Origin of the sequence: Terrisporobacter petrolearius, from assembly GCF_020748185.1 — a bacterium.
Taxonomy (GTDB): Bacteria; Bacillota; Clostridia; order Peptostreptococcales; family Peptostreptococcaceae; genus Terrisporobacter; species Terrisporobacter petrolearius.
This window is the reverse complement of the sequence record NZ_JAHZMO010000011.1, coordinates 105,808-120,673: the sequence shown is the minus strand read 5'-3', so window position 1 is coordinate 120,673 and position 14,866 is coordinate 105,808. Positions and strand designations below refer to the sequence as shown.

13 protein-coding genes are annotated in these 14,866 nt (G+C 27.4%); 6 read left to right on the top strand and 7 right to left on the bottom strand.

Annotated elements, in window-relative coordinates; all coding sequences use genetic code 11:
* Positions 1 to 184: transposase (locus K0040_RS09085; protein ID WP_228108578.1), on the bottom strand; the 184-nt coding region annotated here is incomplete at its 3' end.
* Positions 185 to 324: 140 nt separating this feature from the next.
* On the opposite strand from K0040_RS09085, the gene K0040_RS09080 reads away from it, so the two are divergent.
* From K0040_RS09080 to K0040_RS09070, 3 genes are all read left to right on the top strand, one after another.
* Positions 325 to 1,209 carry an FUSC family protein gene (locus K0040_RS09080; protein WP_228108577.1) on the top strand — a complete coding sequence of 295 codons (885 nt, stop codon included), beginning with the start codon at positions 325 to 327 and terminating at the stop codon, positions 1,207 to 1,209.
* Between the two features lie 136 nt (positions 1,210 to 1,345).
* Entirely contained in the window at positions 1,346 to 2,431 is a 1,086-nt protein-coding gene (locus K0040_RS09075; RefSeq protein ID WP_228108576.1) for a putative NPN-dependent ornithine cyclodeaminase, read from the top strand.
* 246 nt (positions 2,432 to 2,677) lie between these two features.
* Complete coding sequence (locus K0040_RS09070; RefSeq protein ID WP_228108575.1) at positions 2,678 to 5,860, top strand: ligand-binding sensor domain-containing protein; 3,183 nt, start codon at positions 2,678 to 2,680, stop codon at positions 5,858 to 5,860.
* A gap of 9 nt (positions 5,861 to 5,869) precedes the next feature.
* On the opposite strand, the gene K0040_RS09065 is transcribed toward K0040_RS09070, so the two are convergent.
* Positions 5,870 to 6,325 (bottom strand): threonine/serine exporter family protein, encoded by a 456-nt coding sequence (locus tag K0040_RS09065; protein ID WP_228108574.1) that lies wholly within the window; start codon positions 6,323 to 6,325, stop codon positions 5,870 to 5,872.
* Positions 6,325 to 7,113 (bottom strand): threonine/serine exporter family protein, encoded by a 789-nt coding sequence (locus K0040_RS09060; protein WP_228108573.1) that lies wholly within the window; start codon positions 7,111 to 7,113, stop codon positions 6,325 to 6,327. The genes K0040_RS09065 and K0040_RS09060 overlap by 1 nt, the downstream gene beginning before the upstream one ends.
* 183 nt (positions 7,114 to 7,296) lie before the next feature.
* Here K0040_RS09060 and K0040_RS09055 point away from each other — a divergent pair, with 183 nt between their 5' ends.
* Positions 7,297 to 7,866 (top strand): hypothetical protein, encoded by a 570-nt coding sequence (locus K0040_RS09055; RefSeq protein WP_228108572.1) that lies wholly within the window; start codon positions 7,297 to 7,299, stop codon positions 7,864 to 7,866.
* A 35-nt stretch (positions 7,867 to 7,901) separates the two neighbouring features.
* Here K0040_RS09055 and K0040_RS09050 read toward each other — a convergent pair whose 3' ends face one another.
* Entirely contained in the window at positions 7,902 to 8,126 is a 225-nt protein-coding gene (locus tag K0040_RS09050) for a hypothetical protein (RefSeq protein ID WP_500301598.1), read from the bottom strand.
* Positions 8,127 to 8,311: 185 nt separating this feature from the next.
* Positions 8,312 to 9,280 (bottom strand): aromatic acid exporter family protein, encoded by a 969-nt coding sequence (locus K0040_RS09045; protein ID WP_228108571.1) that lies wholly within the window; start codon positions 9,278 to 9,280, stop codon positions 8,312 to 8,314.
* A gap of 256 nt (positions 9,281 to 9,536) precedes the next feature.
* Here K0040_RS09045 and K0040_RS09040 point away from each other — a divergent pair, with 256 nt between their 5' ends.
* The gene (locus K0040_RS09040; protein ID WP_228108570.1) at positions 9,537 to 10,607 is read left to right on the top strand and encodes a YkvI family membrane protein; all 1,071 of its coding nucleotides are present in this window, start codon (positions 9,537 to 9,539) and stop codon (positions 10,605 to 10,607) included.
* Positions 10,608 to 10,651: 44 nt separating this feature from the next.
* Here K0040_RS09040 and K0040_RS09035 read toward each other — a convergent pair whose 3' ends face one another.
* Both K0040_RS09035 and K0040_RS09025 read right to left on the bottom strand, forming a co-directional pair.
* Entirely contained in the window at positions 10,652 to 11,563 is a 912-nt protein-coding gene (locus K0040_RS09035; protein ID WP_228108569.1) for a LysR family transcriptional regulator, read from the bottom strand.
* 882 nt (positions 11,564 to 12,445) lie between these two features.
* Positions 12,446 to 13,324 carry a LysR family transcriptional regulator gene (locus tag K0040_RS09025; protein ID WP_228108568.1) on the bottom strand — a complete coding sequence of 293 codons (879 nt, stop codon included), beginning with the start codon at positions 13,322 to 13,324 and terminating at the stop codon, positions 12,446 to 12,448.
* 157 nt (positions 13,325 to 13,481) lie between these two features.
* Here K0040_RS09025 and K0040_RS09020 point away from each other — a divergent pair, with 157 nt between their 5' ends.
* Positions 13,482 to 14,858: an aspartate-alanine antiporter-like transporter gene (locus tag K0040_RS09020; RefSeq protein WP_228108567.1), complete on the top strand. Its 1,377-nt coding sequence runs from the start codon at positions 13,482 to 13,484 to the stop codon at positions 14,856 to 14,858.
* Positions 14,859 to 14,866: the final 8 nt, after the last annotated feature.

Here is a 14,866-nt window from a genome sequence, read left to right as displayed (position 1 = left end):
TAGTTTCTTCATCAAAGGCAGTTTCACCCTTGGCATTATACAATTTAACCCATCTTTGAACCTGAGTTTTATCTTTTATATCTAAAGAACGAGCAACACTAACTGCACTCATACCTTGATTTATATACATATCTACAGCTTTCAATTTTACTTCTTTATTATATTTATTATATTTTTTAGACATAGAACCCTCCCTTATTGTAGTTACATTTAGCATCATTATACGATGCCTTTTTTTATGTGTCTACTATAAGGGGATTATACTAATTTATTTGGTTCTTTTTTTATGGTATTATAAGAAGAAGAAGATAGGAGTGAGACATTTTGAAATTACAAAAACCAGGAATGAGAAATATAAAAACAGGTATAGGAGTTATGATATGTGTACTAATTGGGAAAATGAATGTAATAGATAGTACTTTTTATGCAGCAATAGCTTGTATAGTTTCCATGCAAACAACTGTAAAAAGCTCGTTAACAGTAGGTTTAAATAGATTAAAAGGAACTTTTATTGGTGGTTTAATAGGATTTCTATTTGTACTTATTCATCCAGGTGACCCAATAATATCTTGTTTAGGAATAATCACAACTATTTATATTTGTAATATTTTAAAAATAAATAAATCTATAACTATTGCTTGTGTTGTATACTGTGCAATTCAATTAAATATAGGTGATGCAAGTCCAATAGTATATTCTTTATCTAGAACTTTAGATACATCTATAGGAGTAATTGTAGGAGTAGCTGTAAATTATTTTATATATAGACCTAATTACTTAGAAAGCATATATAAAGAAATTAGAATAATCGAGGAAACATCAATTAAGCTACTAAAGAGCGAAATAGAAAAAGGTGAACACGCTGATATTTCATCTTTAAAAAATGAAATTACAAGATTAGAAGGATTGTACAAAAATTTTTTAGAAGAATTAGAGTACAGTAATGAAGACATTGAGAATAAAGAAATAAACAATACTATAAAAAGGTGTAAACAGATTTACTTACATCTTCAAGTTTTAGAGCAAATGAAGGATAAATGTTATCTAAATAAGGAAAACTATATTAAATCTAAAAGTATATATGATACTTTACCAAAAGGTATTGAAATAAAAGATAATACAAGTACTGTTTATAACTATCACATTAGCTCCATAATTGATAGAATAAATGAAATACATGAAATGGAAGAAATTAATGATGATAATTAAAGTGATTTATATATAATGGTTTAATATATATAAAAAAATTAAAAAAGCTTAAAATAAAGATAACTCATAATATTTTTTTTTTCGTGTTATAATTACTTTGTCAGTATAATCAATATTTAGACAGGGGGAAGACATTATGAATTTTGAAATGCCGAAATATATTCATCCAAATTTTCAACAAGAGAAATTTGAAAATGCTCCAGATGCAAAATATGTATTAGTAGAAAAAGATAAAGTTGCACCTGATAACTACCATGCAATGTCTATTTTTCCAGAGTACTTTAAAATTGAGGGTGAATGGAAACTAGCTAAAGAATCAAGAATGGATTGTGTTGCTAGACTAAGGGATGATAAAGAAATAGAGGTAGTAGAGTTTAGACATTTAAAAGTTGGAGATAAAATTATCGTTGGAAGAAGTGAAAACGGTAGTGAGGGAATATATTTACACACAACAGGATTCGAAGAAGAAAAAGCTGAAGAAGAAGCTTTTGCATTTAGAGGAAGTAGATCAAGAGAAACTTCACAAACTATGGACTACGACCAATTAATTGAACTTCTAAAACATGAAAAAGAAAATGGATATGTAGTTTGGGTAATGGGACCAGCAGCAGTGTTTTCTAAGGGAGCTAGAGATTCATTAACAAAATTAATAAATAATGGGTATGTAGATGCTTTCTTAGGTGGAAATGCAGTTGCAACTCATGATTTAGAAGCAGGAGTATATAATACAGCATTAGGACAAGATATATATACTCAATGTTCTATAAAAGATGGTCATTATCATCACCTAGATTTATTAAATAAAGCAAGAAAATATGGTTCTATAGAAAAACTTATAGAGGGCGAAAATATAACATCAGGATTAATTTACTCTTGTGTAAAAAACAATGTACCTATCGTACTTGGAGGGTCTATAAGAGATGATGGTCCACTTCCTATAGTAATAGCAGATGTGTATGAAGCTCAAGAGCAAATGAGAAATCAAGTAAGAAAAGCTACAACTGTAATTTGTATGGCAACTCAATTACACACAATTGCTACAGGAAATATGACACCATCATTTAGAGTTATTAATGATGAAGTAAGACCAACATACTTCTATACAGTAGATACTTCAGAATTTGCTGTTAACAAGTTAAAAGATAGAGGAAGCTTAAGTGTTAGAACAATGATATCAAATGCTCAAGATTTTTTACAAAGATTAGCTGATAATTTAGAATAGATTAAAAAACTGCTTTAATTTTTTAAAGCAGTTTTTTTATTATGAATAAAATATTTTGATTGATGACGTATAAAAAAAATTGAACATGTAATTTTTTTGATTTATTGTTATTATATTAATAAAAAAGGTACAATAAGTATGGAGTATAATGTATGGTTTTAATAAATAATAATAAAAATACTATTAAAAAAATTTGTCTTGTACATTATACTTATTATACCAGCTAGACAATAAAGGAGACTTATAGTGAATAAATTAAAATATACATTAACTCTTTTAATAACTTTAATATGTATATTGCCTAAAGATATATATGCATCTAAAATGATGAATTTTGAAAATATAACAATAGAAAATGGGTTATCTCAAGCTTCAGCAGAAACCATAATTCAGGACAGTAAGGGATATATATGGATAGGTACCAATGATGGATTAAACAGATACAATGGAGCAGATATAAAAGTTTTTAAGTATGATAAGGATATTAAAAGTAGTATTATAAGTAGTTATATAACAGCTCTTGGAGAAGATAAAAATGGAAATCTGTGGGTAGGAACAGATGAAGGTTTGAGTAAAATAAATTTATCTGATTACTCTATAAAAAATTATAGATATTATAAAAATGATAAAGACAAGCCTTATTATGCGATTTTGACAATTTATGTAGATGATAAAGGCAATGTTTATATGGGTAATAATGATGGAGTGTATCTTTATAACGAAAAAGGAGGTAACTTTGATAAAATTTTAGGCTTAAAGGATAATATTAGTGATAAAAATATTTACGCTATAAATAAGGACTCACAAGATAATTTATGGATAGGTACTGGTCAAGGAATAAATAAAATAGATGCTAAAACAAATAAAGTGTCCCAGTACACTATTGGAAATATAAAAACTACCCAGTGGGGAAAGATATCATCTATAGTTTTTGATAATAATAATAACTTATGGGTTGGAACTTCCGAGCAAGGTCTAAAAAAGATAGACTTAAAAAATAATAAAGTTAAATCTTTTAATATGGATGAAAATAATACTAATAAATTGCAGTCTAATTCCATAAGGAAAATATTATATGATAGTAGTGGAAACATATGGATAGCAACTGAAAAAGGGATAAGTAAACATATAGAAGGAGATACATTTGTTACTTATAAGAATAAGGACTATGATAGTAGTACTTTAGCTAATAATATTGTATTTACACTTATGGAAGATGATAGTGGATTAATTTGGGCAGGAACATACACAGGTGTAAGCATATTTGATTCAAGAAATAAGATACAAATATACAAAAACGACCCCACAGATGAAAACTCACTAAGCAACAATGTTGTAATGGGAGTTTATGAAGATGATGAAGGATTATTGTGGATAGGTACTAGGGATAATGGTTTAAACGTAATTGATAGAAAAAACGATAATATTATACATATTTATGAAGGAAATACTAAATATGATTTAAGTACAAACGCCATTAGTGTTATTAAAGGAAAAGGTAATGTTATTTGGGTAGGAACTAGAAATGGTGTAAACAAAATAGATAAAGTAAATAAAACTATTGAAAAGTACACTACAGAGGCTGGATTAATAGATAATAATATTAAGTCTTTATTTATAGATAGCAAAAATAATTTATGGATAGGAACACCAAAAGGACTTAATATTTTGAATATAGAATCTGAAGAAATTTTTGGAGTGACAGACAAATTAATAAAAGCAGGGATACAAGATCCATATATCCAAGAAATTTACGAAGATAAGAAGGGTGTATTTTGGATTGGGGGATATACATCAGGAGGTCTTATTAAACTTGATCCAAGAAAAAATACAATAGAAACATTTAATAACTATAAAAAAGAAGATGGTGAAGAAGCCGTTGTAAATACCATAAGAAATATAGTAGAAGATGAGAATAATAATCTTTGGATAGGAACTAATGATGGACTATTAAAATTTAACAAGGATAAAAAAACATTCAAAGCTTATACAGAGAGGGATGGTTTAGCAAATAACATAGTGTATCAAATATTAGTAGATGAAGATAAAAATCTTTGGATGAGTACTAATAATGGTATTTCAAAGTTTGATATTAATAATAATAGATTTACGAACCTAAGAAGTACAGATGGTCTCCAAAGTAATGAATTCAATGGAAATTCTGCGTATAAATGTAAAAATGGAAATTTTGTATTTGTTGGAATTGAAGGATTAAATATTTTTGATCCAAAGGAAGTTTTACAAACGGACTATGAAGGACGAGTAAATTTTGACAGTTTTGAAGTGGAAGGTAAAGACTATACAAATATAGATGGTAAAGTTTTTAAATATAATGAAAACTTTATAAGAATTAAATATTTTCTTACAGATTATAGAAAAAATAATAACATTCAATATTATTATAAGTTAGAGGGGGCTAATGATGATTGGGTTCTTGTAAAAAATAATGAAGCCATATTTGGAGACTTAAAGCCTGGGAAATATAAATTTAGAATAAAATGCAGAAACAATAGTGGTGAAATGAGTAAAGAAAATAGTGTTAGTTTTACAATAAAGCCTCCTATTTGGGAAAGTAATATAGCAATTATTTTATACATTATCATCATTATGTTTTTATTGTATAGCAATAGAAATAAAATGAAAAAACTTGATAAATTAGTAAACAAAAAAACAAGTCAGTTAAATGATGAGATGGAAAAAAATAAGATTTTATATGAAAAAGTTATACAAGCTGAAAGAAGTAAAAATAATTATTTTATAAATCTATCCCATGAACTCAGAACACCTCTAAATGTAATAAATTCGATTGAACAATTAATAAGAAGCATTTGTAACTCAGACAAAGAGTTAACAAAAGACAAACTAGAAAGTTATATGGATATTATGAAAAGTAATACAGATAGATTACTAAATTTAATAAATAACATTATAGATACATCTAAAATTGAAAATGGAAAATACAAGCTTAATAAAGAAAAAAAGAATATAGTTTATATTGTGGAAGAAGCAACTTTAAGTTTAAAAGAAAGTATAGAGTCTAGTGGTATAGATCTAATATTTGATACTGAGGTTGAAGAAAAAATAATTAACTGTGATAAATATGATATAGAAAGATGTATAGTGAATTTAGTAAGTAATGCTCAAAAATTCACACCAAAAGGTGGAAGTATAAGAGTTAATATAGAAGATTTAAAAGATTTTGTTAAAATTACTGTGGAGGATACAGGAATTGGGATAGAAGAAAAATATCATAATATAATCTTTGATAGGTTTAATCAAATTGTAGATGAACATGGTGAGAATAAAGGTGGAAGTGGACTGGGACTTACAATTACAAAACATATAATTGATTTACATGAGGGTAGAATAAAAGTGGAAAGTGAAAAAAATAAAGGTACAAAATTCATAATAATTTTGCCTGTAAAATAAAAAAAGCTGCTATTTAGCGGCTTTTTTTATAGATAACATATGTAGGGTTTTAACTAGAGATGTTACAACTAAAATTCCCAAAGAAATGGCACCACCAACAAATAAAACATCAGCTCCTTTTGAAATTGCATTGTTATAATCATGTTGAACTAAATAAAGCATAGTATTATACATTCCAAGTCCTGGAACTAAAGGAATAATGCCAGGTATTATAAAAATTATTGCTGGCTGTCTTAATTTTCTGGCTAAAATCTCACTAAAATAAGAAACTAGCAAAGCAGCTATAAAGTTTGCTAATATGTCATTTCCACTTAATTTAACCAAATAATAAAATACAGACCATCCAAGTCCACCCACAAATCCGCTAGATATAAGTGTAGATTTAGGAGCATTTAGAAAAATAGCAAAACCAACAGTAGCAAAAAATGAATAGATAAAATGCAAATATAAGGGCATATCTGTCATTATAAACTTCCTCCTAATCTAAGCCAAATATCTAAAATAATACCAACACCACATGCTATACTTACAGCTGTAACGCCAGCATCAAAAGCACGAGCAACTCCAGAAATCAGGTCACCAGCAATCAAATCTCTAATTCCTTTTATAAAAGACACTCCTGGAAGTAGAGGCATAATAGAGCCGACTATCAACAAAGCAGGTGTAGGGAGAATGTTTATTTGAGACAAAACAACTCCAACAAAAGCTATAAAAGTTGAGGATATTAGAGAAGAAAAGGCAGGTATAGTACTTACTTTCATAGTTTTTTTATAAATCATGACTGCCAATATAGATGTAATGAAAGTTGAAATAAAAGTAGGGATATTGTTTCCTTGTAATAGAGTTGCAAAGAAAGCAGAACCTATTCCAGTAGAAAAACTTAAAATCCATGAGGTATAAGATGTAGTATTTATAATTTCTTTTAACTCTTTCATAGCATCTTGTACAGTCAGCTCAGTGTTAGTAACGTATTTTCTTGAAAAATTATTTAACATGGAAATTTTATTTAAATCTATAGATCTAGACTTTATTGTTCTCATAAATGAATATCCATCAAATCTATAATCAGATATAATTATAGCAGTTGGAGAGGTAAATACATTTACATGATTATAGTTTCTAGATTTACATATTCTAATTATAGTATCTTCTACACGATATGTTTCTGCACCATTTGTAAGCATAAGTTCACCAATAAATAGTGCTAATCGTAGTACATTTTTTTTGTTGTCAGGTTTAAACTCATTTTCCATGAAATTACCTCCTTAAGATGTCATGGTAATTAATAAAGTTAGTTATATCTATATTATGTAAAAGGGGAATATTCTAAACATGTAAAAGTTAATAATAAAAAAGTAAAATATATGAAGAATAAAAATTTGAAAGCTTATATACTTATAAGATATAAGGATGTTTAAAAGAAAGGGGTAAAAATTATGTCGCAAATATATTATGTATCTGATTATCATTTTTTTCATGAACTAGCATTAAAAAGAAGCAGAAGTAAATATTTTAATAATATTGATGAAATGAATGAAGAAATTATAAAAAAACATAATGATAAAGTTAAAGTTGATGATCATGTTTACATATTAGGGGATATTATAGTATGTGAAGAACAAGATTTAGAAGAAAAACTTAAGATGACAGTAGGAAGACTTAAGGGACATTTACATCTTATTCTTGGAAATCATGATTATAAGTTTCGTAATAATCCTGTATTTTTAAATTGTTTTGAAACTGTGGAAGAAAGTAAGTTAATAAGAGATAATAATAAATGGGTTCAGCTTTGTCATTATCCAATCCTTTTATGGTATAGAAAGAATAAAGGAGCATATCATGTTTTTGGTCATATGCATGATGATTCTTTTACAAAGGAATTTCATATTATTAAAAAAGAAAAAAATTTATTTAATGCATGTGTAGAAATTAATAATTTTGAACCGTGTACAATAGGTGATTTAATTAGTAATAATGATAGATTTTATAAAAAAACACTAAGCTGAACAAAAATTTAATTTTGTTTAGTTTAGTGTTTGATTTACTCATACCAATTGAAGATAACATCGATACTTTCAGAAGAAGAATAAAAGTTTTTAGCACTGTTTTTTACTTCACTTTCTTTAATTATATTAATATCACCATTGTTATAATCAACATCTCTACCTAAATAAGAAATTATTTCAGCTAAATTATTTAAATCTTCAGAATCTACACTATTTGGAACAGTTATTGTTAAATCATTAAATTGTTCATCCTTCACCAATGGGAAAGGATATGAACGGAAATTTAAATCATTATTTTCTTTGTAATCAAAATCAACATAGGATTCATTTGAAATATATGCCCAAGGATTATCAATATCTATTATAGTTGTCGCTTATAGTAGATAAAGTTACAGATTTTTTTGAAAGCTTAATTATATTAAATAGAATAAATGTGCATATTATTTTAAAAATAATTATCTCTTAAGAGTTGAGCATTCTTTCTATTAACTAAATATTTTTTTAGTTCAGTTAAACATAAAAATAAAATAGCTCGATTTTCAAACTCGTCTCTATTTTTAGGAAGAGGTTGAATTTTCATATCTTTATAAATCATATCTAAATCATTTAATAAATTAGTAATAGTGTCTGATTCAAAAGAAGTATTACCAACTTTGTTAATAAATATGGCAAGTACATATCCTTGATAAGGAACGCAGTTTAGTTGGGAAACTAAATCATAGAGAGTGCTTAGAACATCTCTTTGACTTTTGATTATTTCCATATGTTCTAAAAAATATTGAGTGTCACTTAGCAGATTGTTATTAATATTTTCATAAGCATCTTTTGTGCTATTATTTATTAATTTATTTAGCTTATCTAAGTTGTGTTGAAAGGAAATGTCTTTGTCTGGATCTCTTATCATGTTGGCAATGTCTATTAGAATTAAGCTAACTTGTTCTTGGAGTTTTTGTTGGCCAATATAGATTTTGTGAAAATTAGAAGGCATAAACATATTGATTATTATACCTATACCAGCTCCAATTATAAAAAGTCCTGTTTCATTCAATATCCAATAAGTACTCATGGAACCTTGAAGTAAATAATGAGAGGAAATAACTACACACATTGCAATAACATTGCTAATTTTCAGTGCAAAGCAAGTACCTATTGTAATAAATATGTATAATGAAAAAGCAAACAAATTATATCCTAGCAAACAAAAACAAATGTAAGAATAAATTGTACATAGTATAAATCCAAATAGTTTGCTCAAAGCCCCTGCTAAAGTTTCTTTTTTAGTATCTTTTACGACTAAAAGAGTAATTACTCCAGCTACAATTGAATATTGCAGATTAAATAAAGATGCAATAATAATAGCCAATATGCTTCCAAATGATAATTTTATTACTTTAAGTGCATCTGTTTTGTTCAAATAAAAACCTCCTTATGAAATTGTATAATTCATATTTTAGCATAAATATAGTCCTTTATGAAGAAATTATATTGTATATTTAAAAGATATATACTTATGATATATTTCTATAATTATTTCAAAAAAGAGACAATAAACAATTAATAATATGATATTTTAAAACGGTTTATTCACCGTATAATGAGTCATACAAAGTTTATAGATACATATATTTAGTACTAGCCCTTAAATATTTATCATTAGGGAGGGATTATATATGATGCAAAAAATCAACAAATTAAATGTGATGAAATTTGCAGGTGCTTTTATAGCTTTTATTATTGGGTCTGGATTTGCAACAGGACAGGAGATTATGCAGTTTTTTACTTCTAATGGTTTAAGTAGTTTAGTATCAATAGTTATAAGTTTGATTTTATTTACATATTTCGGAAGTACTGTTATGGAAGCTGGATACGATTACGGAAGTTATAAAAAATACAGACCATACAAATATTTTTGTGGGAATAGGGTAGGACTATTTTATGAATATTTTGTACCAGTGTTATTGTTTATAAGTGTTATCGTTATGATTTCAGGGGCTGGAGCAACACTACAAGAATATTACGGATTAAATTATTATGTTGGTTGCGCTATGATGACCATATTAGTGCTTATTGCTTTTATTTGTGGTTTAGATAGCCTTATTAATATAATTGGTTTTATTGGTCCTATCATAGTTATTTTTTCTTTGATTGTAGGGTTTACCATTTTGATTCAAAACTTAGAGGGATTAAACAATATTTCACAAATAATGGTGGATATCAACCTTAAAAAAGCAGGAGGAAACTGTGTTAAAAGTGGTATATTATATGCATCATATAACATGGTAAGTGGATTGTTTTTCTTTACTTCTCTTGGAAATAGCGCAGATACTAGAAGGGAAGCTAAGTATGGAGCTATTGTTGGAAGTTTATTATTGATGATAGTTATTTTAGTTATGAATTTTGCTTTACTATCAAAAATAAAGGATATTTATAAATTATCTATACCAACTTTATATTTTGCAAAATCCATATCACCTATATTTGGTAGAATTTTTTCTGTTGTTTTATTATGTGGTATTTTCTCAACAGCTGCACCAAATTTTTGGACAGTATGTGATAAAGTTTCAAAGGAAGGAAAATACAATGCAAATATTATCGCCCTTATTATTTCGATGTTGGCATTTTTATTTGGATTATTTCCCTTTGAAAAATTAGTGGGAAACGTATATCCATTTACAGGTATATTGGGCGTTGTATTATTTATATGCATATGTCTAAAACAGATTAGCAAAAGAATTATATAACTCATACATAAAAAATAAGTATAACTTCAGTTAATAAGTTATACTTATTTTTTTATTAATAAATCTTTCATAAAATCGGATGTTTTATATTTTTTCGAAATTTCTTTTAATGTTATTATTGAAGGAGTCATGATTTTATCCTTATGATGAACAAGTTTAAAGGATCTTTTCAATGGATTCAAATCAGTTTTTATAATATGGATTTTGCCACATATGATATCTTCTTCAAAAGTATGTATAGATAGAAGTGACAAACAATCGTCATCTAAAATAGCCCTTCTAATTGTATCAGTTGAACTAGCTTCATATGCTAATTGTATCTGAATTTTATACTTATGTAAAATTTGTTCGAAAAATTCTCTTGTACCGCTGCCGTCTTCTCTCATAGCAAATCTTTGGTTTTCTAAATCATACAATGTTACTTTTTCTTTTTTTGAAAGAGGATGATTATTGTTACATAAAAGAACAAGATAATCATCTATTACAGGAGTAGTAACTAAATCTTGAGAATGAATTTCACCTTCTACAATAGCAATATCTAAGTCAGATTCTAATAATTTTTTTTCAACCATAGTAGTGTTATTAACATAAGCATAAGTGTTTACCCTAGGGGCAAGGTTATGAAATTCTTTTAATATTTTAGATAAAAGACAAGTTCCAACAGTTACAGAAGCACCTATGCGTAAATTTTCTATATGAAGATTGTCATTCATTGTTTTTTCTAAATTATCAAATTGTTCAACTACTTTAGTTGCATAGGAGAATAGTTCTTTACCAAAAGATGTTATATATAACTTCTTTGATAATCTTTCGAAAAGCTTTTGACCGTAGTGATCTTCTAATTCACGAATAGCTTGGCTTACTGTAGGCTGAGAAATGAATAATCTTTGTGCGGCTAAGCTCATTTTACCTGTTCTTGCTACTTCAATAAAAATTCTCAAGTGTCTGATAGTCATAAAATACCCCCTTTCTATTAATAAATATGGTTAAATGATACTGATTATCTATAGGTTATACCTATGTTTTTCATAAGATAATATCACTTTTAATAGCATATCACAAGTGTTAAAATAAAACTAAGTTATAGGAAAAAAATATGAATTTTCTATTTGATATACAATATAGAATGGGTTGATAAGTGTGAAAGTGCTTATTATTAGAGGTGTTGAAGCAGGAGGAATAGGTTCAAAAGACGACCAGTTGTATCATGTAAGGAACTACTTGTCAATATGGATTAATAGATACATTTGAATTATTCGAAGAAATTCATGAAAGATTTTATAAATGTTATGCGAAAGTAAAATTACATCATAAATTTAAAATAGCCGTAGGAGTATGTACAATAAGTGCTTTTAAAGTTGTTGATGATAGATTAGAAATAGATGAAGATATATGTAATCACTGCGGCCATTGTATAGACAAGTGTCTATTTGATTCAATAGAATATGGGACCTAAATAGAACGTTTAGGTTTTGAAAATGTAGAAAAACAATTATTATCAAATGATTTGCTTGAGAGAAAAAATAAATAATAAATGTAGATATTCATGTAGTTGGAGGAGCTACATGCTAATATAACAGAAATAAAAAGAGTTGTCTTAAAATGATTTTGTATCATTATAATTAGACAACTCTTTTTTTATAAAAATGTAATAATGCAATTAAAAAATATTAAATACTAATAAAATAGCTTAATATTTATAAATTTGATTCATATTGCAAATAAAAATCATTAAGTTTATTGAACTTGTAGGGAAATAGCAACGATAAAGAAAAGTTAGACGTATTTTTTTATAATTAAGTAAATAACAGAAATAGTTAAGTGGAAAATATAAAGTGCTATATTTGTATATTTTTAAAATGATTAATGATAAAATCTTTGAATATTTGAACATTTAGTGGTGAGTTATCAGTATATTTAGTGTAGAGATATATTGAGCGATTACAAAAAGGTTTTTTTATATGCAAGAATTTAATTCCATTATAATTATCAAGTTTCCATGAAATTTCTGGAATAAATGCAACTCCTTGACCAAAAACAATTAAATCTCTTATAAGTGAATTATTAGTGCTTTCAAAAGTTATATTCGGCTTAAATCCAGCTGTTTTACAAAAATCATAAATTAAATTTCTTAGATGACCCTGTCCCAGTGCTATAAAATTCTCATTTTTAGCTTCGCATAAGCTGATAGTACCTTTATTTGATAAAGGATGTTTAGTTGATACTCCTAGCAAAATTTCTTCTTCAAGTAAACAGAAGGAATTTTTATAAGGATTAGGTTTATTAGTACAGTACAAGCATAAATCATAACTATCAAAATTATTATCTAAGTTACTCAGCGATTGAGTTACTTCTAACTGAATATCTGGATAAGCAGATTTAAAAGCTATTAGTATGTCTGCAACAATTGATGAAGCACATAGGGATAAAAACCTTACTTTTTTGTTTTTCTCAATTAAATCAAATTCTTTTACATCATTTACTGTATCATCAAGAATTACTAATGCTTCTTCCACTTTTTCACAAAAATACTTTCCAGCATCATTTAAAATAATAGATTTTCCTCTTCTATCAAAGAGTTTTACTTCCAATTCTTTCTCCAAATTACGAATGATTTTACTAAGAGCTGGTTGTGCAATTCGAAGTTCATGAGCAGCCTTAGTCATATGTTCAGTTTTTGCAACTGTTAAAAAATATTTCAAGTGCAATAACTCCATCAAATCAACTCCCTCAAACCCTTATACCCAAAAGTATATAAGTATATATATATATATATATTATACAAGGCTTGATAAAAAACCTACAATATAATTAAAAAAAATGATTTATATAAATCAAGAAATTAATAAAAAAATATTGTTAAGGGGGAAATGTATGAGATTTGATTTTGCTAGTGTTTTTTTTAGCCCATATATACTGATGTTCTTAGCTGTTATTACGGGGCTTTTTTTTGGGAAAATAAAGTTTGGAAAGTTTAGTTTTGGGATATCAGGAGCTTTATTCACAGGGTTGTTTATTGGATGGGTAGCATTTAAATATGCATCAGGTATACCAGAAAATGGTGGAGCATATGAAGCAGCACAGAGTTTATTAAATTCTGGAGTTATACCTAGCGAATTCTTTGACATATTTTTAATTCTATTTGTTGCTGCAGTAGGTTTACTTGCAGCTAAAGATATGGGGGTTGTATTAAGAAAGTATGGAGCAAAGTTTGTTATTTTAGGACTTGTAATAACGTTTTCTAGCGCGGCAGCAACTTATATGGCAACTTGGTTTAGTAAAGATTCAAATACTTATGAAGTATCAGGAGTTTATACTGGTGCATTAACAAGTTCTCCAGGGCTTGCAGCGGCAATAGAAACAGCAAAAGGTCATGCAACTGAAAAAACTTTAAATTATGAAACTATGACAGATAAAGAAAAAGTTAAGTTTTTAGAAATGGCTGGTGTAGATGAAAAAGATATACCTAAAGATGTAAATGATTTTAAATTAACAGATGAAATAAAACAACAGTTTATTACAAATGCAGAAGCAAGTATAGGCGCAGGCCATGCCATAGGATATCCATTTGGTGTCTTTATAGTAATACTAGCTGTCAACTTCTTACCATCTATATTTAAAATTGATGTTGAAAAAGAAAGATTGCAATATAGAAAAGAATTAGAAGATGCTAGGAAAACTTCTAAAGGTAAAGAAATTCCAGAGACAAAATTTGATATGTTAGGTTTTACTATAGCATGTATATTTGGATATTTATTAGGAAATATAAATATTTATTTACCATTTGTAGGATATTTTAGTCTTGGTTCCACAGGAGGAGTTTTAATTGGATCATTAATAGTAGGTTATATAGGTAAGCTTGGCAAAATTAGTTTTAGAATGGATGGAAAAATATTAGGTGTAATTAGAGATGTATCTTTAGTTTTTTTCCTTGCCATAGTAGGACTTAGATATGGATACAAAGCCATAGATGCCTTAGTTGGATCTGGAGCATTTTTAGCCATAATATCTTTAGTAATTGGAATAGTAGGTATGATGATAGGATTTTTACTTGGAAGATATGTATTTAAAATTAATTGGTTAATGTTATCTGGAGCAATATGTGGTGGTATGACTTCCACACCAGGTCTTGGTGCTGCAATAGAAGCAGCGGGAAGTGATGAACCAGCAGCAGGGTATGGTGCAACTTACCCATTTGCTTTATTAGGAATGGTTATATTTACAATAATACTGCACAAACTGCCTATGTAGTATTTATA

Bases quoted from the DNA above. Each gene is read 5' to 3' on its own strand.
- K0040_RS09075 (WP_228108576.1), top strand. From the start codon at position 1,346: ATGAATTTTGAAATGCCGAAATATATTCATCCAAATTTTCAACAAGAG.
- K0040_RS09065 (WP_228108574.1), bottom strand. From the start codon at position 6,325: ATGACAGATATGCCCTTATATTTGCATTTTATCTATTCATTTTTTGCT.
- K0040_RS09060 (WP_228108573.1), bottom strand. From the start codon at position 7,113: ATGGAAAATGAGTTTAAACCTGACAACAAAAAAAATGTACTACGATTA.
- K0040_RS09055 (WP_228108572.1), top strand. From the start codon at position 7,297: ATGTCGCAAATATATTATGTATCTGATTATCATTTTTTTCATGAACTA.
- K0040_RS09040 (WP_228108570.1), top strand. From the start codon at position 9,537: ATGATGCAAAAAATCAACAAATTAAATGTGATGAAATTTGCAGGTGCT.
- K0040_RS09035 (WP_228108569.1), bottom strand. From the start codon at position 11,563: ATGACTATCAGACACTTGAGAATTTTTATTGAAGTAGCAAGAACAGGT.
- K0040_RS09025 (WP_228108568.1), bottom strand. From the start codon at position 13,324: ATGGAGTTATTGCACTTGAAATATTTTTTAACAGTTGCAAAAACTGAA.
- K0040_RS09020 (WP_228108567.1), top strand. From the start codon at position 13,482: ATGAGATTTGATTTTGCTAGTGTTTTTTTTAGCCCATATATACTGATG.